This is a genomic window from Streptomyces hydrogenans, assembly GCF_014656075.1.
GTDB lineage: Bacteria > Actinomycetota > Actinomycetes > Streptomycetales > Streptomycetaceae > Streptomyces > Streptomyces hydrogenans.
Map to the genome: position 1 here is coordinate 1 of NZ_BNBS01000031.1, position 16,512 is coordinate 16,512.

Here is a 16,512-nt window from a genome sequence, read left to right on the forward strand (position 1 = left end):
ACGGCCCCCGGGGCCACGCCCGCGCCCGCACCGGCGCCGCGGGAAGGGGGCGCGGCGGTGGCCGCGCCGAAGAGCACGGCCCCGGTGCCCGCCGGGGACGAGGCACGGCAGAGAGTGGGGGTGGGGCAGGTGGCGGTGCTGTCGGCACTGGTCGCGGGGACTCCGGTGCCCGAGGGCTTCGACGTGCGGCGGATGCGGGTGCAGAGCCGCGCGCTCGCGGGGAAGCGGGCCTCGGTCGTGGCGCGGATCGCGCCCGAGCTCCCGGAGATCCTCGGCGCGGGGTTCCGGCCCGCGTTCCTGGCGTACGCCCGGACCCGGCCCATGCCGGGGAGCTACCGGCGGGACGCGCTGGACTTCGTCGAGTCGCTGCTCCTGGAGGAGCGGCCCGAGCGGCGGGAGCTGACCCGCTGGTGGCGGGAGCGGACCGACAGCCGGCCGGCCGGTCTGGCCGGCCGGGTCGCGCGCGCCGCCCGGCTCGTGTTCGGGGGGCGGTGAACGCCGTGGACCTGCTGCTCCTCGCCTTCTACCTGGCCGGTGCCGCCGCCGTCACCCGGCTGGTGGTGCTCGCCCGCCGCGGTCGCGGCGGGGCCGGCGGTCCGGTCCGGGACGTCTACGAGGCGGCGTTCCTCTGCGGCGGTCCCGGCCGGGTCGCCGACACCGCGCTCGCCGCGATGCACCTGGACGGCCGGATCGTCATCGGCGGTCCCGGCGTGGTCGCCGTCGTCCGCCGGACCGCCCACGACCCGGTGGAGCGGGCGGTGCTCGACCTCCACGCGGCCGCCCCGAGCGGTTCGCTGCGCCTGCTGCGGCTCGGCGTGATGACCCACCCGGCGGTCCAGGAGATCGGCGACGACCTCGCGGCCCGCGGCCTGCTGACCGTGCCGGGGCCGCGTCGCGTCCTGCGGCGCTGGTGCGTCGGCGTGGCGCTGGCGGCGTTCCTGATGATGCCGGTGTCGGCGGTGATCACCGCCGTCGAGTTCTCGTCGCCCGACGGGCCCTCGGTGCCGTTCTTCGTGAAGCTGCTGCCGCTGTTCTTCGTCTGCTTCGTCACGGCGCTGGTCTGCGGCACCACCTCCACCCGCCGGGTGGGTCCGGCGGGGATCGAGGCGCTGGCCGCGTACCGGCGGGCGTACGGACACGGCGGCGTCAACACCGTGGCGCTGGGCGGGATCCGGGCGCTGTCCGACCGGGAGCTGTGGGAGCGGCTGCGGGAGGCGGGCCGCCCGCAGGGGCCCGGGGTGCCGGGCGGCGCCCGTACCTCCTCCTCGTCCTCCTCCGACACGAGCGCGGCCGCGGCCGTGGTGCTGTGGTGCGGGGGCGCGGCGACGGGCGGCGGGGACGGCTGGGGCTCGGACTCCGGGTCCGGGTCCGGGTCGGGGTGCGGTGGGGGCGGGTCTTCCTGCTCGTCCTCGTCGTGCGGCTCGTCGTCGTCCTCGTGCGGTTCCTCGTCGTCCTCGTGCGGCTCGTCGTCGTCCTCCTCCTGCGGCTCCTCCGGCGGTTCGTCCTGCGGGTCCAGCGGCTGAGCCGTTCGGGTGGCGGGGGCGGCGGTCCTGCCGTACAACTCGATCATGGTGTGGATCCCGCTCCTCCTCGTCGCGTGTGCCGTGACCGCCGTCGCCTGCGCCCGGCTCTGCCGGGCGGCGATCGCCGCCGGCGGGCCCGGTGCCGGAGGGGGCGCGGACGCGGAACTGACCCTGGGCGAGGCCGCGTTCCTGGCCGGGGGTCCGGGGCGGGTGACCGATCTGACGCTGGTGTCGATGCACCGGGCGCGGCGGCTGCTGCTCGCGCACACCGGCTGGGCCACCGTCGTGGACGGCTCCGGCGGGGACGAGCTGGAGCGGGCGGTGCTGGGCGCGATCGGGCCGGAGGGCCAGGCGCCGGACGAGGGGCTGCGGGCCGCCGTCGCCGCCGCCGCGTGCGTGCGCAGGATCGAGGAGGGGCTGGTGGCGCGGGGGCTCGCGGTGCCGGCGCCGGGCCGACGGGAGGTCGCGGCGGGGGCGCGGGCGGTGCGGGGGGCGTTCCTGCTGGCGCTGGCGCTGGGGGCGGTCGCGGTACCGCTGGTGCCGACGGCGGAGCGGGCGCAGGTGCTGGCCGGGTTCGCACTGCCGCTGACGGCCTCGGGGCTGTGTCTGCTGCTCGGCCGGGCGGAGTCGTATCCGCGCAGTCCGTGGGCCTCGCACGCCGGTCAGCGGCTGCTCGCGGGGCTGTCGGCGGAGGATCCGCTCACGGCGCTCGCCACCCGGGGGCCGGCGGTGCTGGAGCCGGAGCTGCGGGCCGCGCTGGGGCCGCGCTGAGGAGAAGGACGCCGGTGCGGCGCGCTCGCGCGCGCCGCACCCGGTGCCGGACCCGGTGTCGCTGGAGCGGCGGGCCATGGCGTGGCCGCCGTCTGATCTTCCGGGTCGAGGGGCGAACGCCCCGGCTGGGAGCCGGGGCGCCACCAGGTCGTGGGGCGGCCGTCAGGCCAGGCCCTCCACCAGGTCCGCGACGCTCTTGCGGCGGCCGGTGTAGAAGGGGACCTCCTCGCGGACGTGCATCCGGGCCTCGGAGGCGCGCAGGTGGCGCATGAGGTCGACGATGCGGTGCAGCTCGTCGGCCTCGAAGGCGAGGAGCCACTCGTAGTCGCCGAGCGAGAAGGAGGCGACGGTGTTGGCCCGGACGTCGGGGTAGCCGCGGGCCATCTTGCCGTGGTCGGCGAGCATCCGGCGGCGGTCCTCGTCCGGCAGCAGGTACCAGTCGTAGGAGCGGACGAAGGGGTAGACCGAGACGTAGTCGCGCGGGGTCTCGTCGGCCAGGAAGGCCGGGATGTGCGACTTGTTGAACTCGGCCGGGCGGTGCAGCGCCATGTTCGACCAGACCGGCTCCAGGGCGCGGCCCAGCTTCGTACGGCGGAAGAGGTTGTACGCCGTCTGGAGCTCGTCGCTCGTCTCGGCGTGCCACCAGATCATGACGTCGGCGTCGGCGCGCAGACCGGAGAGGTCGTACGTGCCGCGGACGGTGACGTCCTCCGCCGCCAGCTTGTCGAACAGCTCCTGGACCTCGTCGGCGTAGCCGGTCCGGTCGGCGGGCAGGACGTCGCGCAGCTTGAAGACGGACCACAGGGTGTAGCGGATGACCTCGTTGAGGTCCTTCGCCTTCTTACCGGCGTTCGGGATCTTTTCGGGCGCACTCATACGCCTATTCTCGCCCGTCACGAGGAGTGCCCCGCACCGGGGTGCCCCGTTTCCGACGTGGCGATGATCTCGTCGGCGACGGCGTCGGCCGCGCGGTGGGCCGAGGCGACGCAGGCGGGGATGCCGACGCCGTCGTAGGCGGCGCCCGCGAGGCGCAGTCCGGGCAGGCCGGCGAGGGCGGCGCGGGCCCGGGCGACCCGGTCCAGGTGGCCGACGGGGTACTGCGGCAGGCCGCCGGTCCAGCGGGTGACGGTGGTGGCGACGGGCCGGGCGGCGAGGCCGGTGGCGGCGCCGAGGTCCTTGAGGGAGGCGGCGATCAGGTCCTCGTCGTCGCGGTGGAACTGGGCCTCCTCGCCGTGCCGGCCGACGGAGGTGCGGAGCACGAAGAGCTCGGGGGCGGCCTCGCCGACCCAGCCCCACTTCTGGCTGGAGAAGGTGGACGCCTTGATGGTGTGGCCGTCGACGGGCGGGACGAGGAAGCCGGAGCCGGACAGTTCCGGCAGCTCGGCGCGGCGGAAGGCGAGCGTGACGAGGGCCATGGAGGCGTAGTCGATCCCGCCGAGGAGCGCGGCGGCCTCGGGGGCGTGCCCGCCGAGGAGCCCGGCGGCGACGGGCGCGGGGGTGGCGAGGACGACGGCGTCCGCGTCGAGGGTCCGCTCCCGGGTGACGACCCTCCAGCCGGTGGCGCCGGAGCGGAGCAGCGCGGTGGCGGGGGTGCCGGTGAGGAGGGTGCCGCCGGCGGCGCGGACGGCGTCGGCGACGAGGCCGAGGAGGGTGCCGATGCCGCCGGCGGCGGCGGCGAAGGCGGCTCCGCCGAGGCCGGTGGCGGCTCCCGCGACGTCGGCGGGGACGGCGGCGCCGGAGGCCTGGACGGCGCGGACGGCGGCGGTGAGGCTGGGGTGGCGGCGGGCGGCCTCGAAGAGGGCGGGGACGGCGGCCTTCATCGAGATGCGGTAGGCGTCGCCGGCGTAGACGCCGCCGAGGAGGGGTTCCACGAGCCGGTCGACGACCTCGTGGCCCATCCGGGCGGCGACGTAGGCGCCGATGGCGGTGTCGTCGCCCAGCTCGGTGGGCGGGAGCTCCGGGTCCCGCTCGATCCGGCGCAGGGCCTCCTCGGAGAGGAGTCCGGCGACGGCGTCGGCGGTGCCGGGGACGCCCATGACGTGGCCCTTGGGCATGGGGACGAGCCGGCCGCGGGACCAGACGGAGGCGGTGGTGGTGGCGGGCGACCGGAGCCGGTCGCCGAGGCCGACGCGCTCGGCGAGTGCGACGGCCTCGGGGCGGCGGGCGAGCAGGGACTCGGCGCCGAGGTCCACGGGGGCGCCGGCGATCTCCCCGGCGAGCAGCTTGCCGCCGAACCGGCCGTCGGCCTCCAGGAGGGTGACGCGCGCGCCGGCGGCGAGCAGCCGGAGGGCGGCGGCGAGGCCGGTGATGCCGCCGCCGACGACGACGGCGTGAGGTCCGGCGTGGGGTCCCGTGGTGTCCGCGTTCATGGCACCACTCTCTCAAACCGCCCCCGTCGTCCGTTCCGAGGCCGGAACGTGACCGCATCGCTACCCCGGGAGGCAAACCGGCGGCGGGCGCCGCACGTCCTAGGGACGTCGATTCCTACGGCCCCAGGGGGACGCTGTGCGCAAGACGGTCGGGACGAACGGGCGGAGACGGGCGGGGGCGGCGCTGCTGCTGGCCGCCTCCCTGCTGGCGGCGGGGTGCGCGGGCGGCGCGGACGGGGCCGCCGACTCCAAGGGGGCGGCGGCCGCGGCGGCGACCGCGCCGGACGCCGCCCGGCAGGAGGGGAACACCGGCGGTACGGGCGGTTCCGCGGGCTCGAAGGCGGACGGCCCGCGGCCGGACGCGTCGAAGGCGGACGCCTCGAAGCCGGGCTCGTCGAAGGCGCCGGCCGCGCAGCACCTGATCCGTACGGCCTCGCTCGCGGTGGAGGTCGACCGCGTGGCGCCGGCCGCCGACCGGGTGCGGGCGGTGGTGGCCGCCGCCGGGGGCCGGGTGGAGTCGGAGACGACGGAGCGGGTGGACGACCGGTACGACAGCGCCCACCTGGTGCTGCGGGTGCCGCAGGAGCGGTACGACGGCGTCCTCGCCGGGCTGGCTGGCACCGGGAAGGTGCTGTCCCGCCAGGCGGAGGCGCAGGACGTCACCGACCAGGTCGTCGACGTGGAGAGCCGGATCGCCAGCCAGCGGGCGAGCGTGGCGCGGGTCCGGGCGCTGATGGACCGGGCGGAGCGGCTGGCCGACGTGGTGACCCTGGAGGGGGAGCTGAGCCGGCGGCAGGCGGACCTGGAGGCGCTGCTGGCCCGGCAGGCCTCGCTGGAGGACCGGACCTCGCTGGCGACGATCACCCTGGACCTGCGGGAGAAGGAGCGGGTGACCGTCGAGGACGAGGTGACCGACGACAGCCGTCCGGCCGTCGGCGACGCCTTCGAGGGCGGCTGGGACGCGCTGGTCGCGGTGGTCGCCTGGACCCTGGTGGTTCTCGCGGCGCTCGCGCCGTGGCTGGCGGCGGCGCTGGCCGGGTACGCGGTGTGGCGGTGGGTCCTGCGCCCGCGCCGCGCGGCCCGGCCCGTCACGGCCCCGGTGCCGGCGCCCGTCCCCGCCGCCGTACCGGGGCAGCCGGCGCGGCGGAACGCGGCGGGGCTGCCGCTGCCCGACGGGGAGCCGGACGAGGCGGCCCCGGCGCCGTAGCGTGGGCGCATGAGCGAACGACTGGTGATCATCGGCGGCGACGCGGCGGGCATGTCCGCCGCGTCGCAGGCGCGCAGGCTGAAGGGGGCCGGGGAGCTGGAGATCACGGCCTTCGAGCGGGGCCGGTTCTCCTCCTACTCGGCCTGCGGGATCCCGTACTGGGTCGGCGGCGACGTGGCCGGGCGCGACGAGCTGATCGCCCGCTCCCCCGAGGAGCACCGGGCGCGCGGGATCGGGCTGCGGACGCGGACCGAGGTGACGGAGATCGACCTGGCCGGGCAGCGCGTTCTGGCCAGGGACCTGGCGGCCGGCACGGAGGCGTGGACGGGCTTCGACAAGCTGGTGATCGCGACCGGGGCGCGCCCGGCCCGCCCGGCGGTCCCGGGGATCGACGCGGCGGGCGTGCACGGGGTGCAGACGCTGGAGGACGGACAGGCGCTGCTGGACTCGCTGGCCGGGACGGCGGGGCGGCGGGCGGTGGTGGTCGGCGCCGGGTACATCGGCGTGGAGATGGCCGAGGCGCTGCTGAACCGGGGCTACGAGGTGACGGTCCTCAACCGGAGCGAGCAGCCGATGGCCACGCTCGACCCGGACATGGGCCGGCTGGTGCACGCGGCGATGGACGGGCTGGGGATCCGTACGGTCGGCTCGGCGGCGGTGACGAGGATCCTCACCGACGACGCGGGGCGGGTCCGGGCGGTGGCCACGGACGACGACGAGTACCCGGCGGACGTGGTGGTGCTGGGGACGGGCGTGGTGCCGGAGACCTCGCTGGCGGAGGCGGCGGGGCTGCCGCTCGGGGCGCACGGCGGGCTGCTGACCGACCTGGCGATGCGGGTGCGGGGGCACGGGAACGTGTGGGCCGGCGGCGACTGCGTGGAGGTCCTGGACCTGGTGTCGGGCCGGGAGCGGCACGTGCCGCTGGGCACCCACGCCAACAAGCAGGGCCAGGTCATCGGCTCGAACGTGGGCGGCGACTACGCGACCTTCCCCGGGGTGGTGGGGACGGCGGTGTCGAAGGTCTGCGACCTGGAGATCGCCAGGACCGGGCTGCGCGAGAAGGACGCCCGGGAGGTCGGGCTGCGGTACGTGGCGGTGACCGTGGAGTCGACGAGCCGGGCGGGCTACTACCCGGGGGCGGCGCCGATGACGGTGAAGATGCTGGCCGAGCGGCGGACCGGGCGGCTGCTCGGCGTGCAGATCGTGGGCCGGGAGGGCGCGGCGAAGCGGGTGGACGTCGCGGCGGTGGCGCTGACGGCCCGGATGACGGTCGAGCGGATGACGGCGCTGGACCTGGGCTACGCGCCGCCGTTCTCCCCGGTGTGGGACCCGGTGCTGATCGCGGCCCGGAAGGCGCTGGCGGCGGTACGGGCGGCGGGCTGAGGCCCGCCGCCCGTACCGCGGGGGCGTCAGACCGCCGTGCGCTCGTGCACGTAGGCGACGAGGCGGGTCAGGGCGTCGGGGTCCATGGACGGCATGACGCCGTGGCCCAGGTTGAAGACGTGTCCCTCCAGGTCCTTCGCGGCGGCCAGGACCTCGTCGGCCTTGGCCTCGACGACCTCGGTGGAGGCGAAGAGGACGGCCGGGTCCAGGTTGCCCTGGAGGGCCTTGCCGGGGCCCACGCGGCGGGCGGCCTCGTCGAGCGGGACGCGCCAGTCGACGCCGACGACGTCCGCGCCGGCCTCGCCCATGAGGCCGAGGAGCTCGCCGGTGCCGACGCCGAAGTGGATGCGCGGGACGCCGTAGCCGGCGACCGCGTCGAAGACCTTGGCGGAGGCGGGCAGGATCGAGCGGCGGTAGTCGGCGGGGGCGAGGGCGCCGACCCAGGAGTCGAAGAGCTGGATCGCGGAGGCGCCGGCCTCGATCTGCACCTTGAGGAAGGCGGAGGTGATCTCGGCGAGGCGGTCCAGCAGGTCGGCCCAGAGCTGCGGGTCGCCGTACATGAGCGCCTTGGTGTGCTCGTGGTTGCGGGACGGGCCGCCCTCGACGAGGTAGCTCGCGAGGGTGAAGGGCGCGCCGGCGAAACCGATGAGCGGGGTGTCGCCGAGCTCCTCGGTGAGCATGCCGATGGCCTCGGTGACGTAGTGCACGTCGTCCGGGGTGAGGTCGCGCAGCCGGTCGAGGTCGGCGCGGGTGCGGATCGGGTCGGCGACGACGGGGCCCACGCCGGGCTTGATGTCGAGGTCGACGCCGATGGCCTTGAGGGGGACGACGATGTCGCTGAAGTAGATCGCGGCGTCGACCTGGTGGCGGCGGACGGGCTGGAGCGTGATCTCCTTGACCAGCTCGGGCCGCATGCAGGACTCCAGCATCGGGATGCCCTCGCGGACCTTCAGGTACTCGGGGAGGGAGCGCCCCGCCTGCCGCATGAACCAGACCGGGGTGTGCGGCACGGGCTCGCGCCGGCACGCCTTGAGGAACGCGGAGTCGTACGTCCGCGACTGCTGCTTCGTCTGCTGGCCCGTCGGGCTGTTCATGGCGCTCACGCCCAAATCTTCGCATGTGGCCGGAAGCCGCTCGTGCCGGGCGGGTGTCCCTCCCCGCATGGCGGCCCCGTTCCGCCTACTCTTCCCCGCATGGCTGCGGCTCAGGGACATTTTTCCGATCATTCCGACGGCATTCGAGGGACGGGCGACGAGGCGGACAGTACGGCGGGGACCCCGGTGCCGCCGGCGTTCCGGCGGGCGGTGGACGCCCTGCGGACGGCACGGCTGCGGTCCGAGATGGAGGTCGAGCCGACCCGCCCGCCGCAGCGGCTCGCGCCGTACGCGTACGCGGTGGAGGCGGCGGTCGTCGACGGCGAGGAGGACCTCGCGGACGGGCGGCTCGTGCTGCTGCACGACCCGGCGGGCCACGAGGCCTGGAAGGGCACCTTCCGGCTGGTGACGCTGGTGCGGGCGGAGCTGGAGCCGGAGATGGCGGCGGACCCGCTGCTGCCGGAGGTGTGCTGGTCGTGGCTGACCGGGGCGCTGGAGGCGCGCGGCCTCGCGTACGGGGAGGCGAGCGGGACGGTCACGATGGCGGGCTCGCACTACTTCGGCGGGCTCGCGGAGCGGCGGCCCGCCACCCAGATCGAGATCCGGGCGTCCTGGACGCCCCGGGAGGGCCTGGGCGGGGCGCCGGACACGGCGGCGCACCTGGCGGCCTGGTCCGACCTGCTGTGCCAGATCGCGGGCCTGCCGCCGGCCCCGGCCGACCCGCCGGGCGCGACGGGCCCCGCGGCGGCGACGGACCCGGCGGGGACGCTGTCGGGCGGGGGGGTCGTCTCACTGCCGCAGCGCCGGGGGCCGCAGGGGGCCTGAGCGCGGTGCGGACGGATGTGTGAGAGGGGCCCTCCGGGGCCCCTTCTCGCATTCGTACGGGGTCCCCCGTGGGGGTGAGGGAGCGGGGGCCGCTCGTAGGATGATCGATCGCCCGTCCGAATTGCCCCAATTGTTACTCACTAAATCGTGATCTTTCCCTAAAGGCGGGCGGCCCTGCTGCCGAAGGAGTCAATGACCCCTTCAGAGCACGGGTTCGCCCCCGGCTTCTTCCCCGAGCCGGCTCCGTCCCGCACCTTCCCCCCCAGGAGGCCGAGTGTCCGTTCTGCTCGAGCAGCCCGCAAGCCTGGTCGCCTACCGCCCGAACAAGCCGACGGCCATGGTCGTCGTGGCCGACCCGCGCGTCCGCTCCACCGTCACCCGCCACCTGTGGGCGCTCGGCGTACGGGACGTGATCGAGGCGTCGTCCATCGCGGAGGCCCGTCCCCGCGTCGGCAACCCGCGCGACATCTGCGTGGCCGACGTCCACCTTCCCGACGGCAGCGGCCTCACCCTGCTGTCCGAGACCCGCGCCGCGGGCTGGCCCAACGGCCTCGCCCTCTCGGCCGCCGACGACATCGGCGCGGTGCGCAACGCGCTCGCCGGCGGCGTGAAGGGCTACGTCGTCACCGGCACGCGGACCAATATCGGCCACCCGACGCGCCCCGGCGCCGCGCCCATCGGCGCCGCGGCCGCCCGGCTCGGCCACCGCCGCCCCCCGGGTGCCCCGAGCCACCCGGGCGGCTACCGCGAGCTCTCCGGCCGTGAGGTCGAGGTGCTCCGCCTCGTCGCCGAGGGCCAGTCCAACAAGGCCATCGGCGTCTCCATGGGGCTCTCGGCGCTCACCGTGAAGAGCCACCTCGCCCGGATCGCCCGCAAGCTGGGCACCGGCGACCGGGCCGGCATGGTCGCCGTGGCCCTGCGGACCGGGATCATCCACTGACACCGGCGTGACGCAAGGGCCGCGCCTGCCGACGGAACGTTCCGTCGGCAGGCGCTTGCCGTCGGCGGATACCCTTGACAGGTGACCGACGCCCAAGAGACCGCAGCAGACACCGCACTGCGCACCACCGGGGGCGGCCCCCCGGACGACGACGTCCCTGTAGCTGGGCTTCCGATCCCGTTGCTGGAGCCCAGGGAGGGCATCCCGCCGGTCGTCGCGAGCGACGAGGCCCTGGCGGAGGTGATCGCCGCCTTCGCCGCCGGGCGCGGGCCCGTCGCCGTCGACGCCGAGCGCGCCTCCGGGTACCGCTACGGCCAGCGCGCCTACCTCGTCCAGCTCCGCCGCGAGGGCGCGGGCTCCGCGCTGATCGACCCCGTGGGCTGCCCCGACCTCTCCGGTCTCGGCGAGGCCCTGGACGGCGCCGAGTGGATCCTGCACGCCGCCACCCAGGACCTGCCCTGCCTGCGCGACATAGGCATGCGCCCCTCCTCCCTCTTCGACACCGAGCTGGCCGGCCGGCTCGCCGGCTTCCCGCGCGTCGGCCTCGGCGCGATGGTCGAGTCCGTCCTCGGCTACGCGCTGGAGAAGGGCCACTCGGCGGTCGACTGGTCGACCCGCCCGCTCCCCGACCCGTGGCTGCGCTACGCCGCCCTCGACGTCGAGCTCCTGGTCGACCTGCGCGACGCGCTGGAGGAGGAGCTGGACCGGCAGGGGAAGCTGGGATGGGCCCACGAGGAGTTCGAGGCCATCGCCGCAGCCCCGCCCGCCCCGCCCCGCAAGGACCCCTGGCGCCGCACCTCCGGCATGCACAAGGTGCGCCGCCGCCGGCAGATGGCGGTCGTCCGGGAGCTGTGGACGGCCCGCGACCGGGTCGCGCAGCGGCGTGACGTCTCCCCCGGCAAGGTCCTCAGCGACGCGGCGATCGTCGAGGCCGCGCTCGCCGTGCCGGTGAACGTCGCCGCGCTCACCGCGCTGCCCGGCTTCGGGCACCGGATGGGCCGGCGCCAGCTGGAGCAGTGGCAGGCCGCGATCGACCGGGCCCGGGCGCTGCCCGAGAGCGAGCTGCCGCAGCCGGGCCAGCAGCCGGCCGGGCCTCCCCCGCCGCGCGCCTGGGCCGACAAGGCCCCGGCCGCCGCCGCCCGCCTCGCCGCCGCCCGGACCGGGGTCACCGGCCTCGCGGAGCGGCTGCACCTCCCGCAGGAGAACCTGATCACCCCGGACACCGTCCGGCGCATCTGCTGGGAGCCGCCCGTCCAGGCGGACCCGGACGCCGTCGCCGCCGCCCTCACCGCCCACGGCGCCCGCCGCTGGCAGGTCGGCCTGGTGACCCCGCTCCTGGTGGAGGCCCTGGCGGCGCGGGGCTGAGCCCGTGTCCCGCCCCGTACCGGAAGCCCTCGGCACCCCCTCGGTGCCGGGGGCTTCGGCGTCCCCGGGGATGTGACCTTCGCCGCTTGGCCCCCAGGGGGTGGGCAGCCTGGTTACCCACAAGTAGCATGGAGGAAGCAAGCGCACGCTTAGTGGTGTGCGCCGCAGCAGTGCCGTCCCGCACCTGGAGGAGAGCCATCGTGCCTCGTACCGTCAGGGACGTCGTCTTCGTCGACGGCGTCCGCACCCCGTTCGGCAAGGCGGGCCCGAAGGGCATCTACCACGAGACCCGCGCCGACGACCTCGTCGTGAAGGCCATCCGGGAGCTGCTGCGCCGCAACCCGGCCCTCGACCCGGCGAAGATCGACGAGGTCGCGATCGCCGCGACGACCCAGATCGGCGACCAGGGCCTCACCCTCGGCCGCACCGCCGGCATCCTCGCGGGCCTGCCGCAGTCCGTGCCCGGCTACTCCATCGACCGCATGTGCGCCGGTGCCCTCACCGCCGTCACCTCGGTCGCCGGCTCCATCGCCTTCGGCGCCTACGACGCCGTCATCGCCGGCGGTGTCGAGCACATGGGCCGTCACCCCATGGGCGAGGGCGTGGACCCGAACCCGCGCTTCGTCAGCGAGAAGCTGGTCGACGAGTCCGCCCTCTTCATGGGCATGACCGCCGAGAACCTGCACGACCGCTACCCGAGCATCACCAAGCTGCGCGCCGACGAGTACGCCGTGCGCTCGCAGGAGAAGGCCGCCAAGGCGTACGCCGACGGCAAGATCCAGCAGGACCTGGTGCCGATCTCGGTGCGCCGCACCGACCCGGCGGGCGGCGAGACCGGCTGGGGCCTGGTCACCGCCGACGAGCCGATGCGCCCGGGCACCACCCTGGAGTCGCTGGCGAACCTGAAGACGCCCTTCCGCGTCCACGGCAACGTCACCGCGGGCAACGCGGCCGGCCTGAACGACGGCGCCACCGCCTCGATCATCGCCTCCGAGGACTTCGCCCGCGAGAACAACCTCCCGGTCAAGATGCGCCTCGTCTCGTACGCCTTCGCCGGCGTCGAGCCCGAGGTCATGGGCTACGGCCCGATCCCGGCGACCGAGAAGGCCCTGGCCCAGGCCGGCCTCTCGATCGACGACATCGGCCTCTTCGAGATCAACGAGGCCTTCGCCGTCCAGGTCCTCGCCTTCCTGGAGCACTACGGCATCGCCGACGACGACGCGCGCGTGAACCAGTACGGCGGCGCCATCGCCTACGGTCACCCGCTCGCCTCCTCCGGCGTCCGCCTCATGACGCAGCTGGCCCGCCAGTTCGAGGAGCACCCCGAGGTCCGCTACGGCCTCAACACCATGTGCGTCGGCTTCGGCATGGGCGCGACGGTCATCTGGGAGAACCCCCACTGGGAGGGCAAGTGAGCACCACCGCCGAGCTTCTGAAGGGCGCCGCCGAGCTCTTCCCGGACGAGGTCGTGACCTCGGCCCACGTCCGTCACTTCGACCTGCCCGCGGGTGCGGGCCGGTTCGCGCTGATCACGCTGGACAACGGCTTCGACCACACCAAGCCGACCACCTTCGGCCCGCAGTCGCTGGCCAACCTGAACACGGCGATCGACCAGGTCGAGGCCGAGGCCGCGAGCGGTGAGATCGTCGCCGCCGGCATCACCGGCAAGCCGTTCATCTTCGCGGTCGGCGCCGACCTCAAGGGCGTCGAGCTGCTGAAGAAGCACGACGAGGCGCTCGCCATCGGCAAGGGCGGCCACGACGTCTTCAAGCGCCTCTCCGCGCTCGCCGTGCCGACCTTCGCGTACTACAACGGCGCGGCCATGGGCGGTGGCGTCGAGGTCGGTCTGCACTGCACCTACCGCACCGTGTCGAAGGCCCTGCCGGCCTTCTCGCTCCCCGAGGTCTTCCTCGGCCTGGTGCCCGGCTGGGGCGGCTGCGCGATCCTCCCGAACCTGATCGGCGCCGAGAAGGCCGTCCAGGTCATCATCGAGAACTCGCTGAACCAGAACCGCCAGCTCAAGGGCAAGCAGGTCTTCGAGCTCGGCATCGCCGACGCGCTCTTCGAGGGCGCCGACTTCCTGGAGCAGTCGCTCATCTGGACCGCCGGCGTGCTGAACGGCTCCGTCGCCGTCGAGCGCCCGGAGATCGACCGGGGCGAGGGCTGGGACGCCGCCGTCGCCAAGGGCCGCGCGATCGCCGACTCCAAGGTGCACGGCGCCGCCCCCGCCGCCTACCGCGCCCTCGACATCATCGAGGCCGCCAAGGACGGCGACCTGCAGAAGGGCTTCGACGCCGAGGACCAGGCCCTCGCGGACCTGATCATGGGCGGCGAGCTCCGCTCCGGCATCTACGCCTTCAACCTGGTGCAGAAGCGCGGCAAGCGCCCCGCCGGCGCCCCGGACAAGTCGCTGGCGCGCCCGGTCACCAAGGTCGGCGTCGTCGGCGCCGGTCTGATGGCCTCCCAGCTCGCCCTGCTCTTCCTGCGCCGCCTGGAGGTGCCGGTCGTCCTGACCGACATCGACCAGGAGCGCGTCGACAAGGGCGTGGGCTACGTCCACGGCGAGATCGAGAAGCTGCTCGGCAAGGGCCGCATCAACCAGGACAAGGCCAACCGTCTCAAGGGCCTGGTCTCCGGTGTCCTCGACAAGGCCGCGGGCTTCGCGGACGCGGACTTCATCATCGAGGCCGTGTTCGAGGAGATGTCCGTCAAGCAGAAGGTGTTCGCGGAGGTCGAGGCGGTCGCCCCGGCGCACGCGATCCTCGCCACCAACACCTCCTCGCTGTCGGTCTCCGAGATGGCCTCCAAGCTCCAGCACCCGGAGCGCGTGGTCGGCTTCCACTTCTTCAACCCGGTCGCGATCCTCCCGCTCCTGGAGATCGTCCGCGGCGAGAAGACGGACGACGCCTCGCTGGCCACCGCCTTCGGCGTCGCCAAGAAGCTGAAGAAGACCGCGGTCCTCACCAAGGACGCCCCGGCGTTCGTCGTGAACCGCATCCTGACCCGCTTCATGGGCGAGATCCAGAACGTCATCGACGAGGGCACCTCGGTCGAGACCGCCGAGAAGGCGATCGAGCCGCTGGGCCTGCCGATGTCCCCGCTGGTCCTCCTGGAGCTCGTGGGCCCGGCCATCGGCCTGCACGTCTCCGAGACCCTGAACCGCGCCTTCCCGGAGCGCTTCACCGTCTCCCCCAACCTGAAGGCCGTCGTCGAGGCCGGCAAGCGCGGCTTCTACGTCTACAAGCCGGAGAACGGCTTCAAGCCGGAGCTCGACCCCGAGGTCGCCGCGCTGCTCAAGCAGGGCGACACCGTCCTCACCGAGCAGCAGGTCCGCGACCGAGTCCTCGACGCGGTGGCGCAGGAGATCGGCCTCATGCTGGAGGAGGGTGTCGTCGCCGAGGCGCAGGACATCGACCTCTGCCTGATCACCGGTGCCGGCTGGCCCTTCCACCTGGGCGGCATCACGCCGTACCTGGACCGCGAGGGCGTCTCCGAGCGCGTCAACGGCAAGCGTTTCCTGGCGCAGGGCGTGGCGAGCGTCCCGGCGTAACCGGCGGCGTGCGCGCGAAGGGGCCCGGTGGCTTGTGCCACCGGGCCCCTTCCGTCGTTCCCCGCCGTCACCGGCCCGCGGGGGCTACCAGCGCCCGTCGAAGGGGTAGTGGTCGCACTTGTCGCCGCAGCGGTCGCGGGCGCCCGCGGAGGTGCGCAGGAAGCTGTCCTCCGGGACGCCGAGCACCCGGATGTCCACCGGCGTGGCGGTGGAGTGCAGCGCGCTGAAGATCGACACGAACTCGACGCGGTGCGCGCCGGGCCGCCAGCTGTGCGGGTGGCGCATGCTCCAGGTGCCGTCCTCGGCGACGACGGCCTCGCCGATCAGCCGCTCGCCCTCCAGGGCCATCACCTTGGTGACGCCGGGGGCGGCGGTGCCGTTGAAGCGGGGGCGGGGGTTGACCCAGGCCCCGCTCTTCGGGGCGGCGACCACCGGCGGGGCGACGTGGTCGCGGACCTCGAAGCGCAGCGAGGCGATCGGGGTGACCCCGCCCGAGCGGGCGATGCCGACGGCCTGCACGGTGTGCTCGCCGGCCGGCCAGACCATGGTGCGGCGCCACAGGAAGCGGCCCTGCTCGTTGACGGCGGTGCCGCCGATGTAGGCGCCCTGGGAGAAGAAGAGCAGGTAGCCGGTGTCGGGACCGGCGTTGCCGGTGAACTTCTGGAGGCCGCTGACCGCGCGGTCGGGGCCCGGCGAGGTGAAGACGGGGGCGGTGCCGACCCGGTCGGTGGCGTAGAGCGCGCTCTCCGGGCTGACCACGGTGAACTCGGGGGCGGGCGGCGGGTAGTCGCCGGGGACCAGGGTCGCCTTGTCGACGGTGCCGGCCGGGATGTCCGGGTTGCTCTCCAGGGCGGAGGCGAGGATCCGGGCCACCTCGCGGGCACCGGCGTGGTTGAAGTGGGTGGAGTCGATCATGCCGTCCGGGTGGAGCGGGTGCTCCCCGGCGTCGATCCAGCGGTAGTACTGCTTGGCCCGGGCGGGACCGAGCTCCTGGAGGAGCCGGCCGGTGTGGGCGTTCATGTCGACGAAGACGGCGCCGGTCTCGACGGCCGCCTCCCGGGTGACCTCGGGGTAGCCGTCGCGGGTGTCGGAGACCTGGCCCCGCACGTCGAAGGCGCAGCGCGCGCACGGGGTGAGGAGGACCGGGATCGCCCCCTGGGCGCGGATCCCCTCCACGTACAGCTTGAGGAACTCCTTGAACTCGCGCTTGCCGTGGTAGCGGAGCGGGACGTTGATCCGCTGCTCGACGCCGCCGAAGTCGAGGGCGACGATGTCGCCGGGTTCGAGCAGGTTGAGCAGGGTGGCGAAGCGGTCCGTGAAGTACGTGCGGGCGGTCATCGCGTCGCGCGCGAAGTTCCGCACCTCCCAGCCGGGGGCGAGGAACTCGGACATGTACTGGCCCCATCCGGCGATGGGGCCCTCGGCGGTCTTGCGGGACTTGGCGACGGAGGCGCCGAGGATGCAGAACTTGGGCATGACGGGCCT

14 protein-coding genes are annotated in these 16,512 nt (G+C 74.7%); 10 read left to right on the forward strand and 4 right to left on the reverse strand.

Annotated features, from left to right (window positions below):
• From IE321_RS15580 to IE321_RS15590, 3 genes are all read left to right on the forward strand, one after another.
• The coding region (locus tag IE321_RS15580; protein WP_506417408.1) for an SCO6045 C-terminal-like domain-containing protein at positions 1–495 on the forward strand (495 nt) is incomplete at its 5' end.
• Positions 492–1,523: a TIGR04222 domain-containing membrane protein gene (locus IE321_RS15585; RefSeq protein ID WP_226651423.1), complete on the forward strand. Its 1,032-nt coding sequence runs from the start codon at positions 492–494 to the stop codon at positions 1,521–1,523. The genes IE321_RS15580 and IE321_RS15585, both read left to right, overlap by 4 nt.
• Before the next feature lie 45 nt (positions 1,524–1,568).
• Positions 1,569–2,294 carry a TIGR04222 domain-containing membrane protein gene (locus IE321_RS15590; protein WP_190223333.1) on the forward strand — a complete coding sequence of 242 codons (726 nt, stop codon included), beginning with the start codon at positions 1,569–1,571 and terminating at the stop codon, positions 2,292–2,294.
• A gap of 162 nt (positions 2,295–2,456) precedes the next feature.
• On the opposite strand, the gene hemQ is transcribed toward IE321_RS15590, so the two are convergent.
• Complete coding sequence (gene hemQ / locus IE321_RS15595) at positions 2,457–3,170, reverse strand: hydrogen peroxide-dependent heme synthase (protein ID WP_043224486.1); 714 nt, start codon at positions 3,168–3,170, stop codon at positions 2,457–2,459.
• A gap of 17 nt (positions 3,171–3,187) precedes the next feature.
• The gene (gene hemG / locus IE321_RS15600; RefSeq protein ID WP_190223334.1) at positions 3,188–4,663 is read right to left on the reverse strand and encodes a protoporphyrinogen oxidase; all 1,476 of its coding nucleotides are present in this window, start codon (positions 4,661–4,663) and stop codon (positions 3,188–3,190) included.
• A gap of 136 nt (positions 4,664–4,799) precedes the next feature.
• Between hemG and IE321_RS15605 the strand changes: the two genes are divergently transcribed.
• Together IE321_RS15605 and IE321_RS15610 are read left to right on the forward strand one after the other, a co-directional pair.
• Positions 4,800–5,870 carry a DUF4349 domain-containing protein gene (locus IE321_RS15605; RefSeq protein ID WP_229916415.1) on the forward strand — a complete coding sequence of 357 codons (1,071 nt, stop codon included), beginning with the start codon at positions 4,800–4,802 and terminating at the stop codon, positions 5,868–5,870.
• Between the two features lie 9 nt (positions 5,871–5,879).
• The gene (locus tag IE321_RS15610) at positions 5,880–7,253 is read left to right on the forward strand and encodes an FAD-dependent oxidoreductase (RefSeq protein WP_190223335.1); all 1,374 of its coding nucleotides are present in this window, start codon (positions 5,880–5,882) and stop codon (positions 7,251–7,253) included.
• A gap of 26 nt (positions 7,254–7,279) precedes the next feature.
• Here IE321_RS15610 and hemE read toward each other — a convergent pair whose 3' ends face one another.
• Positions 7,280–8,356, reverse strand: coding sequence for a uroporphyrinogen decarboxylase (gene hemE / locus IE321_RS15615; protein ID WP_043224489.1), 1,077 nt, complete (start codon positions 8,354–8,356; stop codon positions 7,280–7,282).
• Between the two features lie 90 nt (positions 8,357–8,446).
• Here hemE and IE321_RS15620 point away from each other — a divergent pair, with 90 nt between their 5' ends.
• The 5 genes from IE321_RS15620 to IE321_RS15640 all read left to right on the forward strand — a co-directional run bounded on the left by IE321_RS15620 (position 8,447) and on the right by IE321_RS15640 (position 15,027).
• The gene (locus IE321_RS15620; protein ID WP_190223336.1) at positions 8,447–9,172 is read left to right on the forward strand and encodes a DUF3000 domain-containing protein; all 726 of its coding nucleotides are present in this window, start codon (positions 8,447–8,449) and stop codon (positions 9,170–9,172) included.
• A 274-nt stretch (positions 9,173–9,446) separates the two neighbouring features.
• Positions 9,447–10,112, forward strand: coding sequence for a response regulator transcription factor (locus IE321_RS15625; RefSeq protein WP_015037008.1), 666 nt, complete (start codon positions 9,447–9,449; stop codon positions 10,110–10,112).
• A gap of 81 nt (positions 10,113–10,193) precedes the next feature.
• Positions 10,194–11,477 carry an HRDC domain-containing protein gene (locus IE321_RS15630; protein WP_190223337.1) on the forward strand — a complete coding sequence of 428 codons (1,284 nt, stop codon included), beginning with the start codon at positions 10,194–10,196 and terminating at the stop codon, positions 11,475–11,477.
• 200 nt (positions 11,478–11,677) lie between these two features.
• Positions 11,678–12,892: a thiolase family protein gene (locus tag IE321_RS15635; RefSeq protein WP_043224493.1), complete on the forward strand. Its 1,215-nt coding sequence runs from the start codon at positions 11,678–11,680 to the stop codon at positions 12,890–12,892.
• Positions 12,889–15,027, forward strand: coding sequence for a 3-hydroxyacyl-CoA dehydrogenase NAD-binding domain-containing protein (locus tag IE321_RS15640; RefSeq protein ID WP_190223338.1), 2,139 nt, complete (start codon positions 12,889–12,891; stop codon positions 15,025–15,027). The genes IE321_RS15635 and IE321_RS15640 overlap by 4 nt, the downstream gene beginning before the upstream one ends.
• 84 nt (positions 15,028–15,111) lie before the next feature.
• Here IE321_RS15640 and IE321_RS15645 read toward each other — a convergent pair whose 3' ends face one another.
• Positions 15,112–16,503: an SGNH/GDSL hydrolase family protein gene (locus tag IE321_RS15645; RefSeq protein WP_190223339.1), complete on the reverse strand. Its 1,392-nt coding sequence runs from the start codon at positions 16,501–16,503 to the stop codon at positions 15,112–15,114.
• Between the last annotated feature and the right edge of the window lie 9 nt (positions 16,504–16,512).

Excerpts from the sequence above, each read along its gene's own strand:
- IE321_RS15620 (WP_190223336.1), top strand. The coding sequence starts at position 8,447 with ATGGCTGCGGCTCAGGGACATTTTTCCGATCATTCCGACGGCATTCGA.
- IE321_RS15645 (WP_190223339.1), bottom strand. The coding sequence starts at position 16,503 with ATGCCCAAGTTCTGCATCCTCGGCGCCTCCGTCGCCAAGTCCCGCAAG.
- hemQ (WP_043224486.1), bottom strand. The coding sequence starts at position 3,170 with ATGAGTGCGCCCGAAAAGATCCCGAACGCCGGTAAGAAGGCGAAGGAC.
- IE321_RS15610 (WP_190223335.1), top strand. The coding sequence starts at position 5,880 with ATGAGCGAACGACTGGTGATCATCGGCGGCGACGCGGCGGGCATGTCC.
- IE321_RS15590 (WP_190223333.1), top strand. The coding sequence starts at position 1,569 with ATGGTGTGGATCCCGCTCCTCCTCGTCGCGTGTGCCGTGACCGCCGTC.
- hemG (WP_190223334.1), bottom strand. The coding sequence starts at position 4,663 with ATGAACGCGGACACCACGGGACCCCACGCCGGACCTCACGCCGTCGTC.